Below are 24,563 nucleotides of genomic sequence, written 5' to 3'. Positions count from 1 at the left end.
TGTACAAGGACGTACACCATGTCTAATCGCCAAACCGGTACCGTTAAGTGGTTCAACGATGAAAAAGGCTTCGGCTTCATCACTCCACAATCCGGTGACGACCTGTTCGTTCACTTCAAAGCTATCCAATCCGACGGCTTCAAAAGCCTGAAAGAAGGCCAACAGGTTTCTTTCATCGCTACCCGCGGTCAGAAAGGCATGCAAGCTGAAGAAGTTCAAGTTATCTAACTTGTACTTGCTTTAGTAAAAAGCCCCGCCCTCAACAGCGGGGCTTTTTTGTGCCCGTATGTTTTTGCCGGGCAAAAAAATCGCGACCCGAAAGTCGCGATCTTTTTTACGTCTTACCAGGCCACGCCGAACCCTGCTGTGTATCGGGTTTTGTCCAGGTCAGCATCGTTGGTCCCGTCGATGATGTCTCGCTCAGCCTTGAGGTTCAGCGACGCCCAGTCTGTCACCTTGTAACGCAAGCCCATCTCGGCATCCAGCGCATACTCGGCCACGCCCGACAACGGCTTGCCCACCTCGCCATTGGTGAAGAACTCGACTTTCTTGCCTATCAGGTAACGGTTGTAGTCCCACTTCATCGCGATTGAGTAGAAGTTCTCCTTGCTGCCATCGCTGAATTGGTAATCAGTGCGGTTGACCAGGGAGCCCAGGGAGAATGCCCCCAATTCGTCATCCCAGAACTGGTAACCAGGACCGGTACCCACGGTACGCTGACGGGAGAGGTCTTCGACCTTGTCACGCTTGTAAACCAGGCGACCTTGCCAGAACCATTTTTCCGTCAGGAAACGGTCGAGGGAGTACTCTCCCCGCCAATTGTCGGTCGTGACCACGTCATCCTGGAATTCGCGGTTGTACTCGCCTTCCGCGATATGTCTCCACCGACCATGGCGCGCCGTGGTCTTGAAGTCGATGTCGTAATCGTCGGTATCCTTGTCAGCCCGCTGATAATCCAGCGCCGCATCGATATTGCCTTTCCACACCAGATCCTCGACCACCGGCTTGGGCTTGAGGATCTGCTGGACACTCGCCAGCTCTACCGTCTTGGGACCATCACCGTTTTCCAAGGTCACCTTGCCGTCATCCGCCGCGTGCAGCGACTTGGCCTTCTCGCCGGTGTAGGCGTCCTGCTTGACCAACAGTTGCTGATCACTTTCCAGGGTCTTGACCTGTTTCCAGTCGATCGGAACCGCACCGGCATATTCGGTCTGGACCAGCAACTTGCCGCCATCGAACAGGATGATCTTGCCGCTCAGCTTGTCACCGTTCTTCAACCAGACGGTATCCGCGAGCAAGGGAGTGGAGGCACTGAGGACAGCGAGGCATAGCACGGTTCTGGACAACATAAGCAAATACAGGCTCAGGTTCGCGAAAAAAAGTCGGCATTATCCGCAGGAATAAGACCCTAGCAAGGACTGACCCAACTATTTCTATTGAGTTCAATTCTCAACCGGCCGTCCAGCATTTACTCTACAAACGGTACTGCGAACGACTTCAGGAACTGCGAATGTGATCGAGCCGACCGAACAAACCGACAGTGCCGCGCAAATCCGACGCGCGGCGCTCTACCTGACACTCGCGCAAGTACCCGAAGGCAAGGTCGTGAGTTATGGTCAACTCGCCGAACTTGCGGGACTGGGACGCGCCGCTCGCTGGGTCGGCAGGACCCTGAGTCAACTGCCCGGCGACAGCAAATTGCCCTGGCACCGCGTACTCGGTGCCGGCGGGCGCCTGAGCCTGCCCGCAGGCAGTCCCTCCGGGGACGAACAGCGCGCGCGGTTGCGCATGGAGGGCATCAGTATCCTGAACAATCGTGTTGATATTCAGCGCCATGGGTGGCGCCCGGTAGAGCACAGCGGTTAGAGTGCGCGCTTTGTTTCCGTATTTCTTGAGGCAGACTCCAGCCCATGCCCCGTAAAACCTGGCGCGCCGCGCTTGCTGCCTATGCCAGCCCTTCGACGCTCGTACTGTTATTGCTGGGTTTCGCCGCCGGCCTGCCCTACATGCTGGTTTTTTCGACGCTTTCAGTCTGGTTGCGTGAAGCCGGTGTGGCGCGCGAAACCATCGGCTACGCGAGCCTGATCGGCCTGGCGTATGCCTTCAAATGGGTCTGGTCCCCCCTACTCGACCAATGGCGCCTGCCATTGCTCGGCAAACTCGGCCGACGACGGTCCTGGCTGGTGCTGTCGCAAGCGCTGGTGATTCTTGGCCTGGTCGGGATGGGCTTTTGTGACCCGCAAAAGCATTTGTCGTGGCTGATCGCCATCGCGGTGGTCGTCGCCTTCGCCTCGGCGACGCAAGACATTGCAGTGGACGCCTACCGCCTGGAGATCGCGGATGACAGTCGCCAGGCGGCACTCGCCGCCAGCTACATGTCCGGCTATCGCATAGCGGCACTGCTGGCCACGGCTGGCGCCCTGTTCTTCGCTGAAGGCTTCGGCTCCACTGGCTTCAACTACAAGCATTCGGCATGGGCCGGCACTTATCTGCTATTCGGCGCCCTGATGGTCCCGGCGCTGCTCACCTCCTTCTTCATGCGCGAACCTGCGGTGCCGCTGCGCACGCAACTGCAGGCCGGACGCTATAGCTTCGTGCATCAACTGGCCTCGGTGTTCGTCCTGATCGTGCTGCTGGTGTCCGTGCCGGCCATGTTTACCCAGCTCTACAACACCGACTTCGCCAGTGTGCTGTTCGAAGGCGCAAGCCTGCTCGACCTGTTGCTCGAAGACCGCGCGTTCCTGCGCGCCATCCTCTACACCACGCTCACCGCCCTGTGCCTGTCGGCCATGGGTCGCCGGGGCCTGGCGCCGGTGCTGACGCCGGTCAACGACTTCATTCTGCGTTATCGCTGGCAAGCGCTGCTGCTGCTAGGGCTGATCGCCACCTACCGGATGTCCGATACGGTCATGGGCGTGATGGCCAACGTGTTCTATATCGACATGGGTTTCACCAAGGACCAGATCGCCAGCGTCAGCAAGATCTTCGGCCTGATCATGACCCTGGTAGGCGCCGGCATGGGCGGCCTGCTGATCGTGCGCTTTGGCATCCTGCCGATCCTGTTCATCGGCGGCGCCGCGTCGGCGGGCACCAATATATTGTTCCTGATGCTCGCCGACATGGGCGCCAACCTGAACATGCTGATCGTGACCATTTCCCTGGACAACTTCAGTTCGGGCCTGGCGACCTCGGCGTTCGTCGCCTACCTGTCAAGCCTGACCAACCTCAAGTTCTCCGCCACCCAATACGCCCTGCTCAGCTCGATCATGCTCTTGCTGCCACGCCTGATCGGCGGTTATTCGGGCGTCATGGTAGAGAAGTTCGGATATCACAACTTCTTCCTGATCACCGCCCTGCTGGGTGTTCCGACGCTACTGCTGATCGCCTTGCACTGGTTCCAGGAGAACCGTCGCGCAGGTCCGACACCGAAACCGGAACCGACTCCTACCCAGGTAATGGAAGAATCGTAGGGAACACGCGCAGAAATCCTACAGAGGACGGGGTCAATCCCATCCTCCTGCCACCGCACCGACCGCACGCCTGTACGACAGCGGATCTCGCCCGTACAATGCTCCGTCATTTCTCGTCATCAGCAATCGATAACGGCCAACCATGCGCACCAGTCAATTTTTGCTTGCCACACAAAAAGAAACGCCTTCCGACGCGGTCGTGATCAGCCATCAGCTGATGCTGCGCGCCGGCATGATCCGCAAACTCGCCTCGGGCCTGTACACCTGGCTGCCGATGGGCTTGCGAGTGATGCGCAAGGTCGAAGCCGTCGTTCGCGAAGAAATGAACGCCGCCGGCTCGCTCGAAGTGTTGATGCCGAGCACTCAACCGGCTGAGTTGTGGCAGGAATCCGGGCGCTGGGAAGAGTACGGCCCTGAACTGCTGCGCTTCAAGGATCGCCACGGTCGCGATTTCTGCGCCGGCCCAACCCACGAAGAAGTCATCACCGACCTGATGCGCAATGAGCTGAGCAGCTACAAGCAGCTGCCGATCAACCTGTATCAGATCCAGACCAAATTCCGTGACGAGATCCGTCCACGCTTCGGCTTGATGCGCGGCCGCGAATTCATCATGAAGGACGCCTATTCGTTCCACGCTGACCAGCCATCGCTGCAGATCACCTACGATCGCATGCACCAGGCGTACTGCAACGTGTTCACCCGCCTGGGCCTGAAGTTCCGCCCGGTTGAAGCCGACAACGGTTCCATCGGCGGCGCCGGCTCCCACGAGTTCCACGTACTGGCCGAGTCCGGCGAAGACGATATCGTCTTCAGCAATGGTTCCGACTACGCAGCGAACATCGAGAAAGCCGAAGCCGTACCGCGGGAAACCTCGCGTCCAGCGCCAAGCGAAGAGCTGCGCCTGGTCGACACACCAGAAACCAAGACCATTGCCGCGCTGGTGGAAAAATTCAATCTGCCGATTGAAAAGACCATCAAGACCCTGATCGTGCACGCCGAAGAAGAAGGCAAGTTGATCGCCCTGATCATCCGTGGCGACCACGAGCTGAACGAAATCAAGGCCGCCAACCAGCCTGGCGTCGCCAGCCCGCTGGTCATGGCCTCCGACGCCGAACTGCGTGACGCCATCGGCGCCGGCGCCGGTTCCCTCGGCCCGTTGAACCTGCCACTGCCAATCATCATCGACCGTTCCGTCGAGCTGATGAGCGACTTCGGCATCGGTGCCAACATCGACGACAAGCACTACTTCGGCGTGAACTGGGAGCGCGACCTGCCGGTTCCGACCGTTGCCGACCTGCGTAACGTGGTCAGCGGCGACCCAAGCCCGGACGGCAAGGGCACCCTGGAAATCAAGCGCGGCATCGAAGTCGGGCACATCTTCCAGCTGGGCAACAAGTACAGCAAGGCGATGAAGTGCGAAGTACTGGGCGAGAACGGCAAGCCGGTCACCCTGGAAATGGGCTGCTACGGCATCGGCGTTTCCCGCGTGGTCGCGGCGGCCATCGAGCAGAACAACGACGACAAAGGCATCATCTGGAGCGACACGCTGGCTCCGTTCCAGGTTGCCCTGGTGCCACTACGCTACGAGACCGACCTGGTTCGCGAAGCCACCGACAAGCTGTACGCAGAACTGACTGCCGCCGGCTTCGAAGTGCTGCTGGACGACCGTGACAAGAAAACCAGCCCGGGCATCAAGTTCGCGGACATGGAGCTGATCGGCATTCCTCACCGGATCGTGGTCAGTGACCGCGGCCTTGCCGAAGGCAACCTGGAATACAAGAGCCGTACCGAGGCCGAGCCGCAAGCGCTGCCGGTTGCCGACGTGCTGCCTTTCCTTCAGGCCCGTATCCGCCGCTGAAACCAGATAGAGACGTCATGTTCAAGCGAAACACCTTAGGCCTCGGTGGTGCCGCCCTGTGCGGCGCCCTGCTGGTCAGCGGCTGTGCCAATCACATGTCACAACGCAGCGAGCACGAGGAACGTGTCGAGCGCAAACTGCTCGATCACAGCCTGCAGATCGATGTGGGTGAGCCCAAGGTGCTTGAGCTGCCTCAACGCCGGGTGAAAATCCACGAGCAGAAGACTTTCGAAGTCACCGAGTTCGAGGTCACCCGCCATTACGATCGCTACACACCGTATCAACCCTGGCGGGAGGTCTATGAGATCCCGCTGGGCGCGGTCGCGGTGGTGGCCGGGGTCGGCGCCAACGTGGCCAACGTGTTTGCCCTGGGCAATCTGCCGGATAGCATGACCAGGGACTGGTTCAGCTACGGCTTCGCCGGGCTCAACCCGCTCATGAACGTGCAGTCCCATGGACGCGCCCAGCAGAACCTGGCCGGCATCGACGAAGTACAGCTCGACAAGCGCACGGAGTACTCGAGCCTGCCCTGGAGCGAGCGTCCGGTCGAGGTCAAGGCTGGCAAGGAAACCTTCCAGCTGAGCACCGACAAGAACGGCGTCTTGCGCCTGAACCTGCTGGACAGCCCGTTCGCCGAACATGACCTCAATCACCTGAGCAAGCTGCAGATCAACGTCCAGGACGCCAAGGACGATGTGCACAGCGATTCGTCGCTCGCACTGAGCAGCACCTTGCGCGGCAAGTTGCTCGAAGCCCATGGCTTGATTTACGACGACCTTGAAGACGACGAAGTGAGCCAGTGGGTTCACCGGGTCAAGCGCTTGTCGGAACTAGGTCTGGAAGAAGAAGCCACGGAGCTTGAACAGAGCCTGATCGAACTGACTCGCAACGACCCGGAGCTGCAGAGCGAATTCCTCAAGTCCCTGACCAAGGATGCCGGGCGACTGGTGGCGGATCCGGGGCCGAATTAAGGCCTTTAAAAGATCGCAGCCTGCGGCAGCTCCTACAGGGATCCACATTCCCCTGTAGGAGCTGCCGCAGGCTGCGATCTTTTGATTTTCAGGTTTTAACGCTCAAACAACTCCATCTGCTCAAACCCTCCCCGCAAATCCTCCAGCCTCACCCCCACGCCCAACAACCGCACTGGTTTACCGCCACGGTTGAACGCCTGCGTCAGCAACAACTGATAACTGCCCAGATCCCGCCCCGCACCCGCCTGTTCCAGCGTGGTCTGGGTGAAATCATGGAACTTCACTTTGACGAAGGGTTTGCCCGGCCGATAGCTGCTGTCGATTCGCGCCATGCGCGAGGCGAGGGTTTCCAGCAATTCCGGCAACTTGTCCAGGCAACTGCGCAGGTCCGGCAAGTCGACGTCGTAAGTGTTTTCGACACTAATGGACTGACGGCGACTGTCGTTATGCACCAGGCGGTCATCGATCCCACGGGCCAGGCTCCAGAGTCGCTCGCCAAAACTGCCGAATTCGCGCACCAGCGCCAACTTGCCCCATTCACGCAGCTGCGAGCAGTCGGCGATGCCGAGCTTGCCCAGCCTGTCGGCGGTGACTTTACCGACCCCATGCAGCTTGCTCACCGGCAAGCCACTGACAAACGCCTCGACCTGATCCGGGGTGATGACAAACAATCCGTTGGGCTTTTTCCAGTCACTGGCGATCTTGGCCAGAAACTTGTTGGGCGCCACCCCGGCAGAGACGGTGATGTGCAATTGATTGGAGACGCGCCGACGAATGTCCTGGGCGATTCGCGTGGCACTGCCGCCAAAATGCGCGCTGTCCGACACATCGAGGTACGCCTCATCCAGGGAAAGCGGCTCGATGATCTCGGTGTAGTCGCGAAAGATCGTGTGAATTTCCCTGGATGCTTCTCTATAGGCGTCCATGCGCGGTTTGACGATCGTCAGGTCCGGGCACAACTTCAATGCGTGCCCCGAAGACATGGCCGAGCGCACGCCATAGGCACGGGCTTCATAATTGCAGGTGGCTATCACTCCGCGCCGGTCTGCCGATCCGCCGACCGCCAGGGGTTTTCCAGCCAGGCGCGAGTCGTCACGCATCTCGATGGCGGCGTAGAAACAATCACAATCGACGTGGATGATTTTTCGCTGGGTCATTTCAACGCGGTGTTCATGGAGTAGAAATAGTGTCACGCGATGTAGGAAAAACAGTATCTCACTGACAACTGTATATAGCACCAGTACCTTGAGGGTTCTTTTTCACACGCTGGAACGCTCCGAGAAATTTATTTTCTCAATCAAGGAGTTGGCTCCAATAGAGCCTCAGCCCTTGCCACGCCTGCCTCTCAGCCCATCGCAGACATGCAATTTGCAGCTAAGCGATTGAACCGGAACAGGTTTTATCAAAATTGCGGGTTGACACCCCTGCGCATTTCTATAGAATTGCCAACACAGACGCGGGATGGAGCAGTCTGGTAGCTCGTCGGGCTCATAACCCGAAGGTCGTCGGTTCAAATCCGGCTCCCGCAACCAAACATCAAAAAAGGCTACTCGAAAGAGTGGCCTTTTTTGTGCGCGTCAGTTTTGTTGTCCGCCCCACCTTCTCATGGCGATCCGCGCTACAACGCCATGAGAAATCGTTCTGATTCCGAAACTTAGCTCCCCTCCTCCCGCTGCTTTGGTCTTTTTCGCACTTATTTGACCCAGTTCGGGATTAACGGTTGACACCCCGGCGATTCTCTATAGAATGCCGCCACACAGACGCGGGATGGAGCAGTCTGGTAGCTCGTCGGGCTCATAACCCGAAGGTCGTCGGTTCAAATCCGGCTCCCGCAACCAAACATCAAAAAAGGCTACTCGAAAGAGTGGCCTTTTTTGTATCTGTAGAAAAAGTCCTTTCGCAACAATGATCTGTCACTGTGCGGTGAACCTTCGGGGCTCACGGATGCGCTGAGTTCCGACTATGCTCAATCGCACATCGCACGCTCTACGACTGAAGACGAACTGTCACCGGGACTCGGTGCCTGGCGTTAATATTCGTGATTATTTTTTTCTACAGGGATTGGTAACTTGGCTGGATACCCCCATCCTGTCGCGCACAATCCAAGAGGTGATTGATGCGCGCCAACTCGTCTGACCCACAAGACACCGTCACAGCGACCCAACCGATCAAGGCGCAACGCCTGCGTTTGCTTGACCTGATCAGCAAGTACCGCCAACCCATCGGCCTGGCGGTCACCCTGTTGTTGTTCACCATTGCACTGATTGCCTGCCGTCACCTCTTGAGCGAACTCGACCTGGACGCTTTGCACGACTCGATCCTCGAGGTTCCGCAACCGGCACTGCTGGGTGCGCTGGGCGCGACCGTCGCAGGCTTCATCATTTTGCTGGGTTACGAATGGTCGGCCAGCCGCTACGCCGGCGTCAGCCTGGCACCGCGAACCCTGGCGCTGGGCGGCTTCACCGCCTTCGCGATCGGCAATGCCATTGGTCTTTCGATGCTGTCCGGCGGCTCGGTGCGTTACCGCCTGTATGCGCGCCATGGCCTGGGGGCCACTGAAGTCGCGCGTATGACGCTGTTCGCCAGCCTCTCGCTCGGCTGCGCCCTGCCACCGCTTGCCGCGCTGGCGACACTCAGCGACCTGCCGGCAGCCTCCGCCGCACTGGGGCTTTCGCAGGTCTTGCTGGGCACCCTCGCGACGGCTGTGTTGTTGCTGTTCTCGGTACTGGCCATCGGCATCTACCGTCGGCGCCTGCCGGAACAACCGTACGCCGACAACCTGCTGGTGCAGATCGGCCGCCGCACCTTGCGCCTGCCCGGGCGCCGCCTGACCTTTCTGCAACTGATCATTACCGCACTGGACGTAGCCGCTGCCGCTACCGTGCTCTATTTGTTGTTGCCGGAAGCGCCGCCGTTCGGCGCGTTTCTTCTGGTTTATCTGCTGGCCCTGGCCGCCGGCGTGCTCAGCCATGTGCCGGGCGGGGTCGGCGTGTTCGAAGCGATTTTGCTCGCCGCCTTCTCCGACAAACTCGGTGCCGCGCCTCTGGCCGCCGCCCTGCTACTCTACCGCTTGATCTACGTGGTGCTGCCGATGCTGGTGGCCTGCCTGTTCCTGCTGATCAGCGAAGGTCAGCGCCTGTTTCAGACGCGCCAGACCCTGCGTGCCGCCTCCGGCCTGGCCGCGCCAATTTTGGCGGTGCTGGTGTTCCTGTCCGGTGTTGTATTGCTGTTCTCCGGTGCGACTCCGGAAATCGACACGCGCCTTGAACATATCGGCTTCCTGATCCCGCACCGCCTGGTCGATGCCTCGCACTTTGGCGCCAGCCTGATCGGCGTGTTGTGCCTGTTGCTGGCCCAAGGCCTGCGTCGTCGACTGTCGGCCGCCTGGATGCTGACCACCATTCTGCTGCTGGTCGGCGCCCTGCTCTCCCTGCTCAAGGGTTTCGACTGGGAGGAAGCCAGCCTGATGGTGCTGACCGCGAGCCTGCTGGGGGTTTTCCGGAGCTCGTTCTATCGCCCCAGCCGCCTGACCGAGGTGCCGTTCTCGCCCCTGTACCTGGTGGCCAGCCTGTGCGTACTTGGCGCCTCGATGTGGCTGCTGTTGTTTGCATACCAGGACGTTCCGTACAGCCATCAACTCTGGTGGCAGTTCACCCTCGATGCCGATGCTCCCCGCGGCTTGCGCTCGCTACTCGGCGCGGCGGTCCTGCTGGTGGTGGTGTCCCTGACCTGGCTGCTGCGCACCGCACGCCCGGTCATCCACTTGCCGACAGCCGATGAGCTGGAGCGCGCGAGCAAGATCCTCATGGCGTCCGCCCAACCGGATGGCGGCCTGGCCCTGACCGGCGACAAGGCGCTGCTGTTCCACCCCAACGACGAGGCGTTCCTGATGTACGCCCGCCGCGGCCGCAGCCTGGTGGCGCTGTATGACCCGATCGGTCCGGGCCAGCAACGGGCGGAAATGATCTGGCAGTTCCGCGACCTGTGTGACATCCATCACGCCCGCCCCGTGTTCTATCAAGTGCGCGCGGAGAACCTGCCGTACTACATGGACATCGGCCTGACCGCGATCAAGCTGGGCGAAGAAGCCCGGGTCGACCTCAAGCGCTTTGACCTTGAGGCCAAGGGCAAGGAGATGAAGGACCTGCGCTACACCTGGAACCGTGGCACCCGCGATGGCCTGTCGCTGGAAATCCATGAGCCGGGCCAGGCGCCAATGGATGAGCTCAAGGTGATTTCCGATGCCTGGCTGACCGGCAAGAACGTGCGCGAGAAAGGCTTCTCCCTCGGCCGCTTCAGCGACGATTACCTCAAGCACTTCCGCATTGCCGTGATCCGTTTCGAAGGACGCCCGGTCGCGTTCGCCAACCTGCTCGAGACCTACGGCCATGACCTGGCCAGCCTCGACCTGATGCGCGCGCACCCGGACGCCCCCAAGCTGACCATGGAGTTCATGATGGTCGGCCTGATCCAACATTATAAGAGTCACGGATACGCGCGTTTCAGCCTGGGCATGGTGCCGTTGTCGGGGTTGCAACCCCGTCGCGGTGCCCCTTTGACCCAGCGCCTGGGCTCGATGGTATTCCGCCGTGGTGAGCAGCTCTACAACTTCCAAGGCTTGCGCCGTTTCAAAGACAAGTTCCAGCCTGACTGGGAACCCCGTTATATGGCCGTGCCCGCCGGACTCGATCCGCTGGTTGCCTTGGCCGATACTGCCGCCCTGATCGCGGGCGGCTTGACTGGATTGGTGAAACGCTGATGATTCAACGCTCCCTGCGCTATGTCCTGGGCACCCTGGTAGTGGTGGCCCTGATTCTCGGTGGTGGCTATTGGTACCTCAAACGTCCGGCACCGGAACCCACCCTCGAACTGCTGACCCCGACCGATGGCGCGGCGATGACCCGCGTTATCCCCGGCACCACGCCCAAGGCCCAGGTACTGGTGGCGGTCAACGAAGAGCAGAAACTCAGCGACAAGCAATTGCTGACCCTGAGCCGTAGCGGTTCGGCGCAGATTGTCCAGGTGATCCTGCCCAAGGACTGCCTGCTGCAAAGCCGTGCCTTGCAATCGGGCCTGCGGGAACTCAAAGGCCCGGCGACCCTGGTCAGCGGCATCGGCCCGGGCGCGGTACTGGCCTGGCGCTGGTTGTCCGAACAGAAAAACGACAAGGCACAGGCCGTGTCGGTGGACCTGGCCCTGGAAAAACCCGGCTGCACTCACTTGCTGCCGAAAAGCGCATCTCATGGCCACTGGCTCGTGGCGTGGAACGACAACCCGGACGACACCAGCGCCGGCTTCGTGCGCGACCAGCCCAACGCTGAAACCAGCATCAGCGACTACGACATCAACCTGCCGCAAGTGCTGAACAACGAACTGCGCAAGCTGCTGGTCGGTGGCGACAAGGACGCCGGTGGCTTGCAGATTCCGGTGGTTGAAGTGCCCGCCGGCCAGGCCAGGGATACGGTTACCCTGTTCCTGTCGGGAGATGGCGGCTGGCGCGACCTCGACCGCGACGTGGCGGGCGAGATGGCCAAGATCGGCTACCCGGTGGTCGGCATCGACACCCTGCGCTACTACTGGCAGCACAAGAGCCCCGAGCAAAGCGCCCTGGACCTCGCCGAGCTGATGCAGCACTACCGGCAGAAATGGGGCACCAAGCGCTTCATCCTGACCGGCTACTCGTTCGGCGCTGATGTACTGCCAGCGATCTACAACCGCCTGGCAGAGTCCGAGCAGCAGCGCGTCGATGCCATTATCCTTCTGGCCTTCGCCCGCACCGGCAGCTTCGAAATCGAAGTCGAGGGCTGGCTTGGCAACGCTGGTAAAGAAGCTGCTACCGGCCCGGAAATGGCCAGGCTGCCCGCCGCCAAAGTGGTGTGCATCTACGGCGAAGAGGAAGTCGACGAAAGCGGCTGCACCGACAAGAGCGCGGTGGGCGAAGCCATCAAGTTGCCTGGCGGCCACCACTTCGACGAGAACTACCCGGCCCTGGCGCAGCGGCTGGTGGATGTGATCCAGAAGCGACAAGCGCAGGAAACCGAAGCCCAGGAATAATCCGGGCCACACAAAAAAGCCCCCGCTGCCTGAAGGCTCCGGGGGCTTTTTTCATCGAACATCACATCCCACTGTAGGAGCGAGCCTGTTCGCGCCTACAGGAAGCCTTACATCTCCACCTGCGTCCCCAGCTCAATCACCCGGTTCAGCGGCAGGTTGAAGAAGCGCAAATTGCCGTTGGCGTTCTGCAACATGAACGCGAACAAGGCCTCGCGCCAACGGGCCATGCCTTCGAGCTTGGAGGCGATGACCGTCTCGCGGCTGAGGAAGTACGTGGTGCGCATCGGACTGAAGTCCAGCTCGTCGAGATGACAGAGTTTCAGCGCCTTCGGTACGTCCGGCTCGTCGGTGAAGCCGAAATGCAGGATCACCCGGAAGAAGCCTTCACCATAGGATTCGACCTCGAAGCGCCGGCTGGCCGGTACTCGCGGGATGTCTTCGTAGACCACCGTCAGCAGCACCACCTGTTCGTGCAGTACCTGGTTATGCAGCAGGTTGTGCAACAGCGCGTGGGGCACGGCGTCCGGTCGCGCGGTGAGGAACACCGCCGTGCCCTGCACGCGATGCGGCGGTTGCACAGCGATGCTGCTGATGAAAATCTCCAGCGGCAGGCCACCCTCGTCGATACGCTCCACCAGCAACTGCTTGCCGCGTTTCCAGGTGGTCATCAACACAAACAGTGCAAAACCGGCGATCACCGGGAACGCCCCGCCCTGGACGATTTTCGGCACGTTGGCGGCGAAATACAGACCATCGACCAACAGGAAACCGAGCAACAACGGTACCGCGAAGATGGGTGGCCACTTCCACAACAGCAGGATCACTGCCGACACAAGAATCGTGGTCATCAGCATCGTGCCAGTCACAGCCACACCATAAGCCGAAGCCAGGGCACCTGAAGATTCGAAACCGATCACCAGCAGAATCACGCCGACCATCAGCGCCCAGTTCACCGCCCCAATGTAGATCTGCCCTTGCTCGGCGCTGGAAGTGTGCTGAATATGCATGCGCGGTATGTACCCGAGCTGGATCGCCTGACGGGTCAGGGAGAACGCACCGGAAATCACCGCTTGGGAGGCAATCACCGTGGCCAGGGTCGACAAGCCGACCAGAGGAATCAACGCCCAGTTTGGCGCCAGCAGATAGAACGGGTTGCGCGCGGCCTCAGGATCGCCGAGCAGCAGCGCGCCCTGACCGAAGTAGTTCAGCACCAACGCCGGCAGCACCAGGATGAACCAGGCACGAGCAATCGGCTTGCGGCCGAAGTGGCCCATGTCGGCGTAAAGCGCTTCGGCACCGGTCAATGCCAACACTACCGCGCCAAGGATCGCCACGCCCATTCCCGGGTGCACGACGAAGAAACGCACGCCCCACACCGGATTCATCGCCTGCAACACTTCAGGGTGCTGAATGATCCCATGGACACCCAATGCCCCCAGCACCACAAACCAGGTGACCATGATGGGTCCGAACAGAATGCCGATGCGCGCGGTGCCGTGACGTTGAATCAGGAACAATGCCACCAGCACGATCAGCGACAGTGGCACCACCCAATGGTCGATGCCATCGAAGGCCAGCCCCAGTCCTTCAATGGCCGACAGTACGGAAATCGCCGGGGTGATCATGCTGTCACCATAAAACAGCGCCGCACCGATCAGCCCGCAGACCACCAGCAGCGCGCGCAATTTCGCATGCCCTGCCGCCGCCCGCCGGGCCAGCGCGGTCAAGGCCATGATCCCGCCTTCGCCCTGGTTGTCGGCGCGCAGGACAAACATCATGTACTTGATCGACACGACCCAGATCAGCGACCAGAAGATCAGCGCCAGAATTCCCAGCACGCCGTCATGGTTGACCGGTACGCCATAGTCGCCGGAGAACACTTCTTTGAGGGTATAGAGCGGGCTTGTGCCGATATCGCCATAAACCACCCCGACCGCCGCGACCAGCATGCCGATCGGCTTGGCCGCCGAATGCTCGGCGCCCGCCGCGTGACTACCTGCCTGACCCATCCAACACTCCTGATTCCCAGACCGGCCTCTTTGAACGAAGCACTATGCTTTGCATTGCAGCATGCGCCGTTTTACCTGTTGTTACAGACGTTTTCTTGACTGTAAAAAATCGGTAAGGCCCAACGGCGCGAAGCATAGCGCAGCACTCGTCGTATTTCCCTGCATAAAGCTGGTCAAGTGAGCGTCTCATCGCTAGAATTGCGCACTTTTTGATCAGAGGCACGCCAAGTGCCCGTTTGTCGCCTTGCCCATTTGCGGCTGGAGGCGTCACAAATACCGAGGTTAGACATGTCCACCACTCCTGCGCCAGCCAATCCAAAGGTTGGCTTCGTATCCCTGGGTTGCCCCAAAGCACTGGTCGACTCCGAGCGCATCCTCACCCAGCTGCGCATGGAAGGCTATGACGTCGTGTCCACCTATCAGGACGCCGATGTCGTGGTGGTCAACACCTGCGGCTTCATCGACTCGGCCAAGGCCGAGTCCCTGGAAGTGATCGGCGAAGCCATCAAGGAAAACGGCAAGGTCATCGTGACCGGCTGCATGGGCGTCGAAGAAGGCAATATCCGCAACGTACACCCGAGCGTGCTGGCCGTCACCGGTCCGCAGCAGTACGAGCAAGTGGTCAACGCCGTGCACGAAGTCGTGCCGCCACGCCAGGACCACAACCCGCTGATCGACCTGGTACCGCCGCAAGGGATCAAGCTGACCCCGCGCCACTATGCCTACCTGAAGATTTCTGAAGGCTGCAACCACAGCTGCAGCTTCTGTATCATCCCGTCGATGCGCGGCAAGCTGGTCAGCCGTCCGGTCGGCGACGTTCTCGACGAGGCCCAGCGCCTGGTCAAGTCCGGCGTCAAGGAGCTGTTGGTGATCTCCCAGGACACCAGCGCCTATGGTGTCGACGTCAAGTACCGCACCGGTTTCTGGAACGGCGCGCCGGTGAAAACCCGCATGACCGAACTCTGCGAAGCCCTGAGCACCCTGGGTGTCTGGGTACGCCTGCACTACGTTTACCCGTACCCGCACGTTGACGAGCTGATCCCGCTGATGGCCGCCGGCAAGATCCTGCCGTACCTGGACATCCCGTTCCAGCACGCCAGCCCGAAAGTGCTGAAGTCGATGAAACGCCCGGCGTTCGAAGACAAGACTCTGGCGCGGATCAAGAACTGGCGCGAAATCTGCCCGGACCTGATCATCCGCTCGACCTTCATCGTCGGCTTCCCAGGCGAGACCGAAGAAGACTTCCAGTACCTGCTGAACTGGCTGACCGAAGCCCAGCTCGACCGCGTCGGCTGCTTCCAGTACTCGCCAGTTGAAGGCGCTCCGGCCAATGACCTGGACCTGGAAGTGGTGCCAGACGACGTCAAGCAGGACCGTTGGGAGCGCTTCATGGCGCACCAGCAGGCCATCAGCTCGGCGCGCCTGCAAATGCGCATCGGCCGTGAGATCGAAGTGCTGGTCGATGAAGTCGACGAGCAAGGCGCGGTTGGCCGCTGCTTCTTCGATGCGCCGGAAATCGACGGCAACGTGTTCATCGACAATGGCAGCAACTTGAAGCCGGGCGACAAAGTCTGGTGCAAAGTGACCGACGCCGACGAATACGACCTGTGGGCTGAACAGATCTAGTCGCAAAAAATATGAAAAGCCCCGCTCTCTTGACGAGATGCGGGGCTTTTTTACGGCTATCGTTTGGTGAGGAACGGATTCTCATCTCCAATCATCCAAGGGGCAGGCTGGCATGCGCCAACATTCGGTCATTCATACACCGAAACAAAGCGACTACGAAGAATTGACCAGGGTCTGGGAGGCCTCGGTCCGCGCTACCCACGACTTTCTGCCGGACAGCTACATCGAGCTGTTGAAGAACCTGGTGCTGACCCGCTACCTCGACGCGGTGATGCTGATCTGCACCAAAGACCCGCAGCAGCGAATCACCGGATTCGCCGGTGTCGCGGCGGGCAAGATCGAGATGCTGTTCATCGACCCGGCGCATCGTGGCCAGGGCCTTGGCAAACGATTACTGCGTTACGCCCTGGAAAACCTCAACGCCGATGAACTGGACGTCAACGAACAAAACCCGCAAGCCTTGGGCTTTTACTTCAAGCAGGGTTTCGAGGTGATCGGCCGTTCGGAAGTCGACGGCATGGGCCAGCCGTATCCGCTGTTGCACATGCGTTTGCGCCAGGCTCGGCAACTGACGCGCAATGGCTGAAACAACATAGAACAATTGCAGGACCTGGCTTGCCAGCGAAGAGGCCCGAAAGCCTAGCGGCGATCAATCGGCCGCCTTCGCTGGCAAGCCAGCTCCTACAATTACTGCATGAGGCAAATGGTTCCGGGATTAACCGGCGCCAGGCAGGTACAATGCCCACCCCTTTTTTGTTACGGCCCTGTCATGACTGACCCGATTCGACTCTCCAAACGCCTCATCGAACTCGTCGGCTGTTCCCGTCGGGAGGCTGAGCTGTTCATCGAGGGCGGCTGGGTCACCGTCGACGGCGAAGTCGTCGACGAGCCGCAGTTCAAGGTCGGCAGCCAAAAAGTCGAGCTGGATCCAGAGGCCAAGGCCTCGGCGCCAGAGCCAGTCACCATCCTGCTCAATGTACCGGCCGGCATGGACGCGGACACCGCCATGGCGGCCATCAGCGCCGAGACCCTGAGCGAAGAGCACCGCTACGGCAAACGCCCTCTCAAGGGCCACTTCCAGCGCCTGACCGCCAGCACCGACCTGCAGGCCAATGCCAGTGGTTTGCTGGTGTTCACCCAGGACTGGAAGATCCTGCGCAAGCTCACCGCCGACGCGAGCAAGATCGAGCAGGAATACGTGGTCGAAGTCGAAGGCGACATGGTTGAGCATGGCCTCAATCGCTTGCAACACGGCCTGACCTACAAGGGCAAGGAACTGCCACCGGTCAAGGCGAGCTGGCAGAACGAAAACCGCCTGCGCTTCGCCATGAAGAACCCGCAGCCGGGTGTGATTGCCCTGTTCTGCCAGGCCGTCGGCCTGAAAGTCGTGGGCATCCGCCGCATCCGTATCGGCGGCGTGTCCATCGGCAAGGTGCCTCTGGGGCAATGGCGCTACCTGTCCGGCAAAGAGAAGTTCTAAGGCTTCTCACGCCGCCACACATTCTGGCGCCGCTGCTTGTGCGGCGCCCACTGCTGAATATCAGGATTGCACACCATGATTCACAATGACGTACTGCGCAGCGTGCGCTACATGCTCGACATCAGCGACAAAAAAGTCATCGAGATCATCAAGCTCGGCGGCATGGACGTGACCTTGGCCGACCTGCTGACCTACCTCGACAAAAAAGAGGAAGACGAGGAAGGTTTCGTACGCTGCCCGGACGAGGTCATGGCGCACTTCCTCGACGGCCTGGTGATCTTCAAGCGCGGCAAGGACGAAAGCCGTCCGCCGCAGCCGATCGAAGTACCGGTGACCAACAACATCATCCTGAAAAAGCTGCGTGTAGCCTTCGAGCTGAAAGAAGACGATATGCACGCGATCCTCAAGGCCGCCGAGTTCCCGGTATCCAAGCCTGAGCTGAGCGCGCTGTTCCGCAAGTTCGGCCACACCAACTACCGCCCGTGCGGCGACCAGTTGCTGCGTAACTTCCTCAAGGGCCTGACCCTGCGCGTGCGCCCGCAATAAATCCCAAGGCTGATTGCAACCCCTTGTAGGAGCTGGCTTGCCAGCGAAGGCGGCTGATTGATCGCCGCAAGGCTCTCGGGCCTCTTCGCTGGCAAGCCAGCTCCTACAAGGGCCCACGCCGAATGGCCCCCCATTCCGCGTAAAAATAGTGGCTCCGCTTCCGGCGGCTGACGACTAGGGTGTAAAGACCCTCAGTTCTCAGGATTAGCCATGCATCCCTACTTCTCCCTGCAAGGCCGCACCGCTCTGGTGACCGGCGGCACCCGCGGTATCGGCAAAATGATCGCCAAGGCCTATGTCGAGGCAGGTGCCACCGTCTACGTCTGCGCCCGCGATGTCGAAGCCTGCCGGCAAACGGCAGACGAACTCGGCGCGTTCGGACACTGCCACGCGGTGGTCGCCAACCTGGCCACTGAAGAAGGCGTGCAGCAGCTGGCCACGCGGCTGGGTGAGCAGATGACCCACCTCGATATTCTGGTGAACAACGCTGGTACCACCTGGGGGGCGCCATTGGAAAGCTACCCGATCAAGGGCTGGGAAAAGGTCATGCAACTGAATGTGACGTCAGTATTCAACTGCATCCAGCAGTTCCTGCCACTGCTACGCAAAGCGGGTTCACCTGCGAACCCGGCCCGCATCATCAATATCGGCTCAGTCGCCGGGATTTCTTCCTTCGGCGAACAGGCGTACGCCTATGGGCCGAGCAAAGCGGCCTTGCATCAACTGTCGCGGATTCTGGCGCGGGAACTGGTGAGCCAGCACATCAACGTCAATGTGATTGCACCAGGGCGCTTTCCAAGCAAGATGACCCAGCACATCGACAGTGATGCGCAGGCACTGGCGCAGGATACGGCGCTGATTCCGATGAAGCGTTGGGGCCGCGAGGAAGAGATGGCGGCTCTGGCGATCAGCCTGGCGAGTACGGCCGGGGCTTACATGACCGGGAATATCATTCCGCTGGATGGTGGGTTCAGCCTCTAAATCGGCGGTGTGGCTTTCGCGAGCAGGCTCGCTCCCACAGGGATTTTCTGTGCTGTCAAAATCTGTGGCCGTCGAGATCCACTGTGGGAGCGAGCTTGCTCGCGAAGGGGCCGGCACAGGCACCACTGAACACAGGTCGATCGGGTTATCATGCCCACCCCATACCGCCTCGACCACCAACCATGACTTACAGCGTTTCCCCCATCGGCTTCGTGCGCTCCTGCTTCAAGGAGAAGTTCGCCATCCCTCGGCAGCCGCAATTGGCCCCGGCCGCGCGCGGCGTTCTGGAACTGGTGGCGCCATTCGATCAGGGCGATGCCGTACAGGGCCTGGAACAGGTCAGCCATGTCTGGCTGCTGTTCCTGTTCCATCAGGCCCTGGAGGAAAAGCCGCGCCTCAAAGTCCGCCCGCCTCGCCTGGGCGGAAACAAGTCCATGGGCGTGTTTGCCACCCGCGCCACCCACCGTCCTAACGGCATTGGCCAGTCCGTGGTCAAACTGGACAAGGTCGAAGCCAATCGCCTGTGGATATCCGGCATCGACCTGCTCGATGGCACGCCGATCCTCGACATCAAACCCTACGTGCCTTACGCAGACATCATCGACACAGCCACCAATAGCGTCGCCAGCGCCGCGCCGCAGTTGATTGCCGTGCAGTGGACGGACTCAGCCCTGCAACAGGCTCACGGGCACGCCCAGCGCCTCGAAGAGCCCTTGGTTGAGTTAATCGAGCAGTGTTTGGCGCAGGATCCGCGCCCGGCGTACCAGACGCCGGCCCCGGAACGGGAATATGGTGCGCAACTGTGGGATGTGGATGTGCGCTGGCATTATCCGACGCCGGAGATGATCCGCGTCCTGGAAGTTATCCCCGCAAAAGCCTGAACGCCGGAAACGAAAAAGCCCGCATGACCTTACCAGGCCATTCGGGCTATTTTTGTGCGATTGCCTTCTGTAGGAGCGAGCATGCTCGCGATGGAGGTCAACGATACCGCGGGAAGCCTGATGCCCCGCAGCGCCCTCAGGTTCTTCGCGAGCAAGCTCGCTCCTACAGGTGACCTACGGTCACTTCTCGACGAACGCACGCTCGATCAGGTAATCACCCGGCTCGCGCATGCGCGGCGATACTTTCAGGCCGAAGCTGTTCAGCACTTCGCTGGTCTCGTCGAGCATGCTCGGGCTGCCGCACAGCATGGCGCGGTCGTCCTGCGGGTTGATCGGTGGCAGGCCGATGTCGCTGAACAGCTTGCCGCTGCGCATCAGGTCGGTCAGGCGACCTTCGTTTTCGAACGGCTCGCGGGTCACGGTCGGGTAGTAGATCAACTTGTCACGCAGGGCATCGCCGAAGAACTCGTTCTGTGGCAGGTGCTCGGTGATGAACTCGCGGTAGGCGACTTCGTTGACGTAACGTACGCCGTGGCACAGGATCACTTTTTCGAAACGCTCGTAGGTCTCCGGGTCCTGGATGACGCTCATGAACGGCGCCAGACCGGTACCGGTGCTGAGCAGGTACAAATGTTTGCCAGGCTTCAAGTCATCCAGCACCAGCGTGCCGGTAGGCTTCTTGCTGATGATGATCTCGTCACCTTCCTTCAGATGCTGCAGCTGGGAAGTCAGCGGACCATCAGGCACCTTGATGCTGAAGAACTCGAGATGCTCTTCCCAGTTCGGGCTGGCAATCGAGTAAGCGCGCATAAGCGGGCGGCCGTTGGGTTGTTGCAGGCCGATCATCACGAACTGACCGTTCTCGAAGCGCAGGCCCGGATCACGGGTGCACTTGAAGCTGAACAGAGTGTCGTTCCAGTGATGAACACTGAGGACACGCTCGTGGTTCATGTTGCTCATGTACGGGGACTCCTGGAGATTGGGTCTGCGCTTGCCCTTTCAGGAAGAGACCTGTGGTGCGCAATTGCATCGCATTCTAATAGCGACGACAATATCTGTTAACTGGATTATTAAGATAAGGGTTATCGGTTATATCGATATGCGATTTACTCTCCGTCAACTTCAAGTATTCGTTGCCGTCGCCCAGCAGGAAAGCGTCTCCCGTGCTGCGGGCCTGCTCAATCTCTCACAGTCGGCGGCGAGCACATCGATTACCGAGCTGGAGCGCCAGTGCAGCTGCCAGCTGTTCGACCGCGCCGGCAAACGGCTGAGCCTCAACGCCCTGGGTAAACAACTGCTGCCCCAGGCCGTAGCCTTGCTCGACCAGGCCAAGGAAATCGAAGACCTGCTCAATGGCAAGTCGGGTTTTGGCTCATTGGCGGTGGGCGCAACCCTGACCATTGGCAACTACCTCGCGACCCTGCTGATCGGCGGCTTCATGCAGCGCCACCCGGAAAGCCAGGTGAAGCTGCACGTGCAGAACACCGCCAATATTGTGCAACAGGTCGCCCACTACGAAATTGACCTGGGTCTGATCGAAGGCGATTGCAGCCACCCGGACATCGAAGTGCAAAGTTGGGTCGAAGATGAACTGGTGGTCTTTTGCGCACCACAGCATCCGCTGGCCAAACGCGGTACCGCGAGCATGGAGGAACTGAGCCAGGAAGCCTGGATCTTGCGCGAACAAGGCTCAGGCACACGCCTGACGTTCGACCAGGCCATGCGCCACCACCGTAGCGCGCTGAACATCCGCCTGGAACTGGAGCACACCGAAGCGATCAAGCGCGCCGTCGAGTCCGGCCTGGGGATAGGCTGTATCTCGCGACTGGCGCTACGGGATGCGTTCCGTCGCGGCAGCCTGGTGGCGGTGGAGACGCCGGACCTGGACCTGGCGCGACAGTTCTATTTCATCTGGCACAAGCAGAAGTACCAGACCTCGGCGATGCGTGAGTTCCTCGACCTGTGCCGCGCGTTCACCGCCGGGGTGCAGCGCAGCGACGAGATCGTTCTGCCAGCGATCGCTTAAAGCAGAATCACCGCCCAGACCAGCGCGATCATGGTCAAGGCCACCAATTGCGCGGCGCTGCCCATGTCCTTGGCATTTTTCGACAGCGGGTGCAGTTCCAGGGAAATGCGGTCGATGGCCGCTTCCACGGCCGAATTGAGCAACTCGACGATCAGCGCCAGCAGGCATACCGCAATCAGCAACGCCTGCTCGACACGACTCACGTTCAGGAAGAACGACAGCGGGATCAAAATGACGTTGAGCAACACCAGCTGCCGAAAAGCCGCCTCGCCGGTGAACGCTGCGCGCAGGCCGTCCAGCGAGTAGCCGGAAGCATTAAGTATACGTTTCAGGCCGGTCTGGCCTTTGAAAGGTGACATAGAGTAGGAACTGACCAAAAAAAGGAGTGAGAACGCTAGATTAACCAAAGTCAAAAAAGCGTGAAGGCGCCAGCGCTCAATGGCTTGAAATTGACTCAAGTTGTTGCAGCAGCAGCGCCGCCTGGGTGCGGGTCCGCACATTCAGTTTACGAAAAATCGCGGTGACGTGAGCCTTGATGGTCGCTTCGGAAACGCTCAGTTCGTAGGCAATCTGCTTGTTCAGCAACCCTTCGCAGACCATGGTCAGCACCCGGAACTGTTGCGGAGTCAAGCTTGCAAGGCCTTCACTGGCGGCCTTGGCTTCATCGGAAACGCTGACCGCTTCGAACGCCTGTGGTGGCCAGAAAACATCGCCATCGAGCACCGCGCGCACAGCTTTCTGGATAACGCTCAGGTCGCTGGACTTGGGGATGAAACCGCTTGCACCAAATTCGCGGGACTTCACCATGATCGTCGCTTCTTCCTGGGCCGAGACCATGACCACAGGAATTTGCGGATACTGGCCGCGCAACAGCACCAACCCGGAAAACCCATACGCGCCCGGCATGTTCAGATCCAGCAGCACCAGGTCCCAGTCAGCCTTTTCGCCCAGGCGTGCCTCCAGCTCGGCAATGCTCGCCACTTCCACCAGGCGAACATCCGGCCCCAGGCCCAGTGTCACGGCTTGATGCAGAGCGGAACGAAAAAGAGGATGGTCATCGGCAATCAGGATTTCGTATGTGGCCATTTTTCAAATGATCCTGTTTTTCACGGGATGCCCGATGCATTCGGGTATCGCCAATACAACGCGAGGTAACAGCCACGCAGCTGCACCAACGGGGCACGTTCAACGCAAAAAACGGCGTTTCAAACTCTGGCCGCACCCTAATCGGCGCCAAGCATGCCCAGCGAAACCGGGGTGGTCAAGCGACATGGCCGGTACACTTTATTGCAGTATCGGCGACAATCAGTCCATCGATACCACTGCTGGTTGAACATAGGCCATCAACTCGGTGTGCGCCGGGGTCGAAACATTCATTTCCAGCTGACGCTTGGCGTCGAGGTAATGCTGGCTGAACACATCGAAATAAGCGTCGAGTGCCGCGGCTGCTTCTACATCCCCCGCAAGATCGAGACACAACGCCGCGACTTCCGCGGTGCACAGGTGTTCGCTTCGGGTGGAGCGGCGCAATTGATAGCGCGAGAGCTTCTCGGGCAACAGACTGAGGATCGGAAGCGTGTCGAAATACGGGCTTTTACGGAAAATCTTCCGGGCTTCGGTCCAGGTCGCATCCAGCAAGATGAACAGCGGCCGCCTGCTTTGATCCACCGCCACGCCGTGAGTCACCCGCTCGGGCGCGACATATTCACCCGGGAACACCAGATAAGGCTGCCATTGCGGGTCGGACAGCAACGCCAGCAACTGTTGATCGACTTCGGTACGCGACCAGATGAATGCGTGGTTGTCACGCACTACATCGGCAATCAGCCAGCCGGTGTTGCTGGGCTTGAAAACTTCCTTGCCGGTCATGATCAAGCACACCCCGGAGCGAGTCTCGACCTGCGGGCGCCAGGCGCACAGGCAGTGACTCTCGATCACGCGGCACGCACGGCAGCGCGTTGCCCGCCATCCACGGGCCTGGATCGGCTTGATGCCTTCCTCTTCGCGCTGGTCGCGCAGGCGGGCTACGGCGTTGGGAGCATGGTTCATCGCAGGCCACGCCGGCAGGAAAAAGAGATCGACACGAAAAGCACTCGGCAAGGGGTGAAAGTACAGGCAGTTTACCAGACCCTCTGGCGCAAACCTGTACCGTCCAGGCCCGCTCCCCTATAATTCGCCGCCACTGAACGCACAGTCATGTGGTGGGTCAAACCCCCATCACTGCCCCAGGAGAGTTTCATGCTGCGCCTTATCGTTCCCACCGCTGCCATTCTGCTGGCGTCGTCCTTCAACGCTCAGGCTGCGTCCTTGAGTGAGCAGAATCTGAACAGAGAGCTGCGAAACGTCGCCACCCAAAGCAGCGTCGGCACTCCACGGGCGATCAATGAAGACATTCTCGATCAGGGCTACACGGTCGAAGGCAATGTGCTGATCAACCACCTGAGCGTGCAAAGCAGCCACGCCAACAAGATGCGTGCCGACCCCAAGGCTGTGTACTTCCAGCTTGGCGCCTCGGTATGCAACAACCCGTCCTTCCGCAAGCTGATGGCCAAGGGTGCGGTCATGCGTTACGACTTCACCGAGGTAAAGACCAACCGTGCGGTCGGTTCTGCAAGCTACCAGGAATCGGATTGCCCGAAAGCGACCCAGAAGAAAAAGTAA

General features: G+C 60.1%; 22 protein-coding genes and 2 tRNA genes. 17 read left to right on the top strand and 7 right to left on the bottom strand.

The window, feature by feature from the left end:
• The first annotated feature begins 18 nt into the window (after positions 1-18).
• Entirely contained in the window at positions 19-228 is a 210-nt protein-coding gene (locus tag ACIO0C_RS27950; RefSeq protein ID WP_002554837.1) for a cold-shock protein, read from the top strand.
• Between the two features lie 113 nt (positions 229-341).
• On the opposite strand, the gene ACIO0C_RS27945 is transcribed toward ACIO0C_RS27950, so the two are convergent.
• Positions 342-1,349, bottom strand: a complete 1,008-nt coding sequence (locus ACIO0C_RS27945; protein ID WP_401317166.1) for a DUF481 domain-containing protein — start codon at positions 1,347-1,349, stop codon at positions 342-344.
• Between the two features lie 136 nt (positions 1,350-1,485).
• On the opposite strand from ACIO0C_RS27945, the gene ACIO0C_RS27940 reads away from it, so the two are divergent.
• The 4 genes from ACIO0C_RS27940 (at position 1,486) to ACIO0C_RS27925 (ending at position 6,299) form a co-directional block, all read left to right on the top strand.
• Complete coding sequence (locus tag ACIO0C_RS27940; protein ID WP_401317172.1) at positions 1,486-1,866, top strand: MGMT family protein; 381 nt, start codon at positions 1,486-1,488, stop codon at positions 1,864-1,866.
• A 44-nt stretch (positions 1,867-1,910) separates the two neighbouring features.
• Positions 1,911-3,470, top strand: a complete 1,560-nt coding sequence (locus ACIO0C_RS27935; protein WP_401317164.1) for an AmpG family muropeptide MFS transporter — start codon at positions 1,911-1,913, stop codon at positions 3,468-3,470.
• A gap of 142 nt (positions 3,471-3,612) precedes the next feature.
• Positions 3,613-5,328, top strand: coding sequence for a proline--tRNA ligase (locus ACIO0C_RS27930; RefSeq protein WP_401317162.1), 1,716 nt, complete (start codon positions 3,613-3,615; stop codon positions 5,326-5,328).
• A gap of 17 nt (positions 5,329-5,345) precedes the next feature.
• Positions 5,346-6,299 carry a hypothetical protein gene (locus tag ACIO0C_RS27925; protein WP_401317160.1) on the top strand — a complete coding sequence of 318 codons (954 nt, stop codon included), beginning with the start codon at positions 5,346-5,348 and terminating at the stop codon, positions 6,297-6,299.
• A gap of 95 nt (positions 6,300-6,394) precedes the next feature.
• Here the strand turns inward: ACIO0C_RS27925 and dinB are convergent, their stop codons facing one another.
• Entirely contained in the window at positions 6,395-7,456 is a 1,062-nt protein-coding gene (gene dinB, locus ACIO0C_RS27920) for a DNA polymerase IV (RefSeq protein WP_401317158.1), read from the bottom strand.
• Between the two features lie 298 nt (positions 7,457-7,754).
• Here dinB and ACIO0C_RS27915 point away from each other — a divergent pair.
• The 4 genes from ACIO0C_RS27915 to ACIO0C_RS27900 all read left to right on the top strand — a co-directional run bounded on the left by ACIO0C_RS27915 (position 7,755) and on the right by ACIO0C_RS27900 (position 12,353).
• A tRNA-Met gene (locus ACIO0C_RS27915) sits at positions 7,755-7,831 on the top strand.
• Between the two features lie 229 nt (positions 7,832-8,060).
• Positions 8,061-8,137, top strand: a tRNA-Met gene (locus ACIO0C_RS27910).
• A gap of 278 nt (positions 8,138-8,415) precedes the next feature.
• A complete protein-coding gene (gene mprF / locus ACIO0C_RS27905) occupies positions 8,416-11,058 on the top strand; it encodes a bifunctional lysylphosphatidylglycerol flippase/synthetase MprF (RefSeq protein ID WP_401317155.1) in 2,643 nt (880 codons plus the stop codon).
• Positions 11,058-12,353 (top strand): AcvB/VirJ family lysyl-phosphatidylglycerol hydrolase, encoded by a 1,296-nt coding sequence (locus tag ACIO0C_RS27900; RefSeq protein ID WP_401317153.1) that lies wholly within the window; start codon positions 11,058-11,060, stop codon positions 12,351-12,353. The genes mprF and ACIO0C_RS27900 overlap by 1 nt, the downstream gene beginning before the upstream one ends.
• 107 nt (positions 12,354-12,460) lie before the next feature.
• On the opposite strand, the gene ACIO0C_RS27895 is transcribed toward ACIO0C_RS27900, so the two are convergent.
• A complete protein-coding gene (locus ACIO0C_RS27895; protein WP_401317150.1) occupies positions 12,461-14,362 on the bottom strand; it encodes a potassium transporter Kup in 1,902 nt (633 codons plus the stop codon).
• A gap of 288 nt (positions 14,363-14,650) precedes the next feature.
• Between ACIO0C_RS27895 and rimO the strand changes: the two genes are divergently transcribed.
• From rimO to tsaA, 6 genes are all read left to right on the top strand, one after another.
• Complete coding sequence (gene rimO / locus ACIO0C_RS27890; protein WP_008052161.1) at positions 14,651-15,988, top strand: 30S ribosomal protein S12 methylthiotransferase RimO; 1,338 nt, start codon at positions 14,651-14,653, stop codon at positions 15,986-15,988.
• Between the two features lie 112 nt (positions 15,989-16,100).
• Entirely contained in the window at positions 16,101-16,574 is a 474-nt protein-coding gene (locus ACIO0C_RS27885) for a GNAT family N-acetyltransferase (protein WP_401317147.1), read from the top strand.
• Between the two features lie 183 nt (positions 16,575-16,757).
• A complete protein-coding gene (locus ACIO0C_RS27880) occupies positions 16,758-17,468 on the top strand; it encodes an rRNA pseudouridine synthase (protein ID WP_401317145.1) in 711 nt (236 codons plus the stop codon).
• 75 nt (positions 17,469-17,543) lie between these two features.
• A complete protein-coding gene (locus tag ACIO0C_RS27875; protein ID WP_103394455.1) occupies positions 17,544-18,014 on the top strand; it encodes a DUF1456 family protein in 471 nt (156 codons plus the stop codon).
• 210 nt (positions 18,015-18,224) lie between these two features.
• A complete protein-coding gene (locus ACIO0C_RS27870; RefSeq protein WP_401317143.1) occupies positions 18,225-18,995 on the top strand; it encodes an SDR family oxidoreductase in 771 nt (256 codons plus the stop codon).
• A gap of 182 nt (positions 18,996-19,177) precedes the next feature.
• Positions 19,178-19,876: a tRNA (N6-threonylcarbamoyladenosine(37)-N6)-methyltransferase TrmO gene (tsaA, locus tag ACIO0C_RS27865; protein WP_401317140.1), complete on the top strand. Its 699-nt coding sequence runs from the start codon at positions 19,178-19,180 to the stop codon at positions 19,874-19,876.
• 180 nt (positions 19,877-20,056) lie between these two features.
• Here the strand turns inward: tsaA and fpr are convergent, their stop codons facing one another.
• Positions 20,057-20,836, bottom strand: a complete 780-nt coding sequence (gene fpr / locus ACIO0C_RS27860) for a ferredoxin-NADP reductase (protein ID WP_008054100.1) — start codon at positions 20,834-20,836, stop codon at positions 20,057-20,059.
• A gap of 139 nt (positions 20,837-20,975) precedes the next feature.
• On the opposite strand from fpr, the gene ACIO0C_RS27855 reads away from it, so the two are divergent.
• A complete protein-coding gene (locus ACIO0C_RS27855; RefSeq protein WP_401317136.1) occupies positions 20,976-21,902 on the top strand; it encodes a LysR family transcriptional regulator in 927 nt (308 codons plus the stop codon).
• Here the strand turns inward: ACIO0C_RS27855 and ACIO0C_RS27850 are convergent.
• The 3 genes from ACIO0C_RS27850 to ACIO0C_RS27840 all read right to left on the bottom strand — a co-directional run bounded on the left by ACIO0C_RS27850 (position 21,899) and on the right by ACIO0C_RS27840 (position 23,951).
• Positions 21,899-22,261 (bottom strand): diacylglycerol kinase, encoded by a 363-nt coding sequence (locus ACIO0C_RS27850; RefSeq protein WP_008060649.1) that lies wholly within the window; start codon positions 22,259-22,261, stop codon positions 21,899-21,901. The genes ACIO0C_RS27855 and ACIO0C_RS27850 overlap by 4 nt on opposite strands.
• 76 nt (positions 22,262-22,337) lie before the next feature.
• The gene (gene erdR, locus ACIO0C_RS27845; protein ID WP_180203233.1) at positions 22,338-22,988 is read right to left on the bottom strand and encodes a response regulator transcription factor ErdR; all 651 of its coding nucleotides are present in this window, start codon (positions 22,986-22,988) and stop codon (positions 22,338-22,340) included.
• 219 nt (positions 22,989-23,207) lie between these two features.
• Positions 23,208-23,951 carry a tRNA-uridine aminocarboxypropyltransferase gene (locus tag ACIO0C_RS27840; protein ID WP_401317133.1) on the bottom strand — a complete coding sequence of 248 codons (744 nt, stop codon included), beginning with the start codon at positions 23,949-23,951 and terminating at the stop codon, positions 23,208-23,210.
• A gap of 189 nt (positions 23,952-24,140) precedes the next feature.
• Here ACIO0C_RS27840 and ACIO0C_RS27835 point away from each other — a divergent pair, with 189 nt between their 5' ends.
• Complete coding sequence (locus tag ACIO0C_RS27835) at positions 24,141-24,563, top strand: PA3611 family quorum-sensing-regulated virulence factor (protein WP_110748735.1); 423 nt, start codon at positions 24,141-24,143, stop codon at positions 24,561-24,563.

Origin of the sequence: Pseudomonas sp. NPDC087336 (assembly GCF_044744285.1) — a bacterium.
GTDB lineage: Bacteria > Pseudomonadota > Gammaproteobacteria > Pseudomonadales > Pseudomonadaceae > Aquipseudomonas.
Note: the sequence above shows the minus strand (reverse complement) of the source record. Positions and strands in the feature narration are given on the sequence as shown.

Coding starts and splice junctions, on each gene's coding strand:
- ACIO0C_RS27945 (WP_401317166.1), bottom strand. CDS start 1,349: ATGTTGTCCAGAACCGTGCTATGCCTCGCTGTCCTCAGTGCCTCCACT.
- ACIO0C_RS27930 (WP_401317162.1), top strand. CDS start 3,613: ATGCGCACCAGTCAATTTTTGCTTGCCACACAAAAAGAAACGCCTTCC.
- rimO (WP_008052161.1), top strand. CDS start 14,651: ATGTCCACCACTCCTGCGCCAGCCAATCCAAAGGTTGGCTTCGTATCC.
- ACIO0C_RS27900 (WP_401317153.1), top strand. CDS start 11,058: ATGATTCAACGCTCCCTGCGCTATGTCCTGGGCACCCTGGTAGTGGTG.
- ACIO0C_RS27855 (WP_401317136.1), top strand. CDS start 20,976: ATGCGATTTACTCTCCGTCAACTTCAAGTATTCGTTGCCGTCGCCCAG.
- ACIO0C_RS27870 (WP_401317143.1), top strand. CDS start 18,225: ATGCATCCCTACTTCTCCCTGCAAGGCCGCACCGCTCTGGTGACCGGC.
- ACIO0C_RS27925 (WP_401317160.1), top strand. CDS start 5,346: ATGTTCAAGCGAAACACCTTAGGCCTCGGTGGTGCCGCCCTGTGCGGC.
- ACIO0C_RS27895 (WP_401317150.1), bottom strand. CDS start 14,362: ATGGGTCAGGCAGGTAGTCACGCGGCGGGCGCCGAGCATTCGGCGGCC.
- ACIO0C_RS27835 (WP_110748735.1), top strand. CDS start 24,141: ATGCTGCGCCTTATCGTTCCCACCGCTGCCATTCTGCTGGCGTCGTCC.
- ACIO0C_RS27885 (WP_401317147.1), top strand. CDS start 16,101: ATGCGCCAACATTCGGTCATTCATACACCGAAACAAAGCGACTACGAA.
- ACIO0C_RS27850 (WP_008060649.1), bottom strand. CDS start 22,261: ATGTCACCTTTCAAAGGCCAGACCGGCCTGAAACGTATACTTAATGCT.
- mprF (WP_401317155.1), top strand. CDS start 8,416: ATGCGCGCCAACTCGTCTGACCCACAAGACACCGTCACAGCGACCCAA.
- ACIO0C_RS27840 (WP_401317133.1), bottom strand. CDS start 23,951: ATGAACCATGCTCCCAACGCCGTAGCCCGCCTGCGCGACCAGCGCGAA.
- dinB (WP_401317158.1), bottom strand. CDS start 7,456: ATGACCCAGCGAAAAATCATCCACGTCGATTGTGATTGTTTCTACGCC.
- ACIO0C_RS27950 (WP_002554837.1), top strand. CDS start 19: ATGTCTAATCGCCAAACCGGTACCGTTAAGTGGTTCAACGATGAAAAA.
- ACIO0C_RS27880 (WP_401317145.1), top strand. CDS start 16,758: ATGACTGACCCGATTCGACTCTCCAAACGCCTCATCGAACTCGTCGGC.
- ACIO0C_RS27935 (WP_401317164.1), top strand. CDS start 1,911: ATGCCCCGTAAAACCTGGCGCGCCGCGCTTGCTGCCTATGCCAGCCCT.
- fpr (WP_008054100.1), bottom strand. CDS start 20,836: ATGAGCAACATGAACCACGAGCGTGTCCTCAGTGTTCATCACTGGAAC.
- erdR (WP_180203233.1), bottom strand. CDS start 22,988: ATGGCCACATACGAAATCCTGATTGCCGATGACCATCCTCTTTTTCGT.
- ACIO0C_RS27875 (WP_103394455.1), top strand. CDS start 17,544: ATGATTCACAATGACGTACTGCGCAGCGTGCGCTACATGCTCGACATC.
- tsaA (WP_401317140.1), top strand. CDS start 19,178: ATGACTTACAGCGTTTCCCCCATCGGCTTCGTGCGCTCCTGCTTCAAG.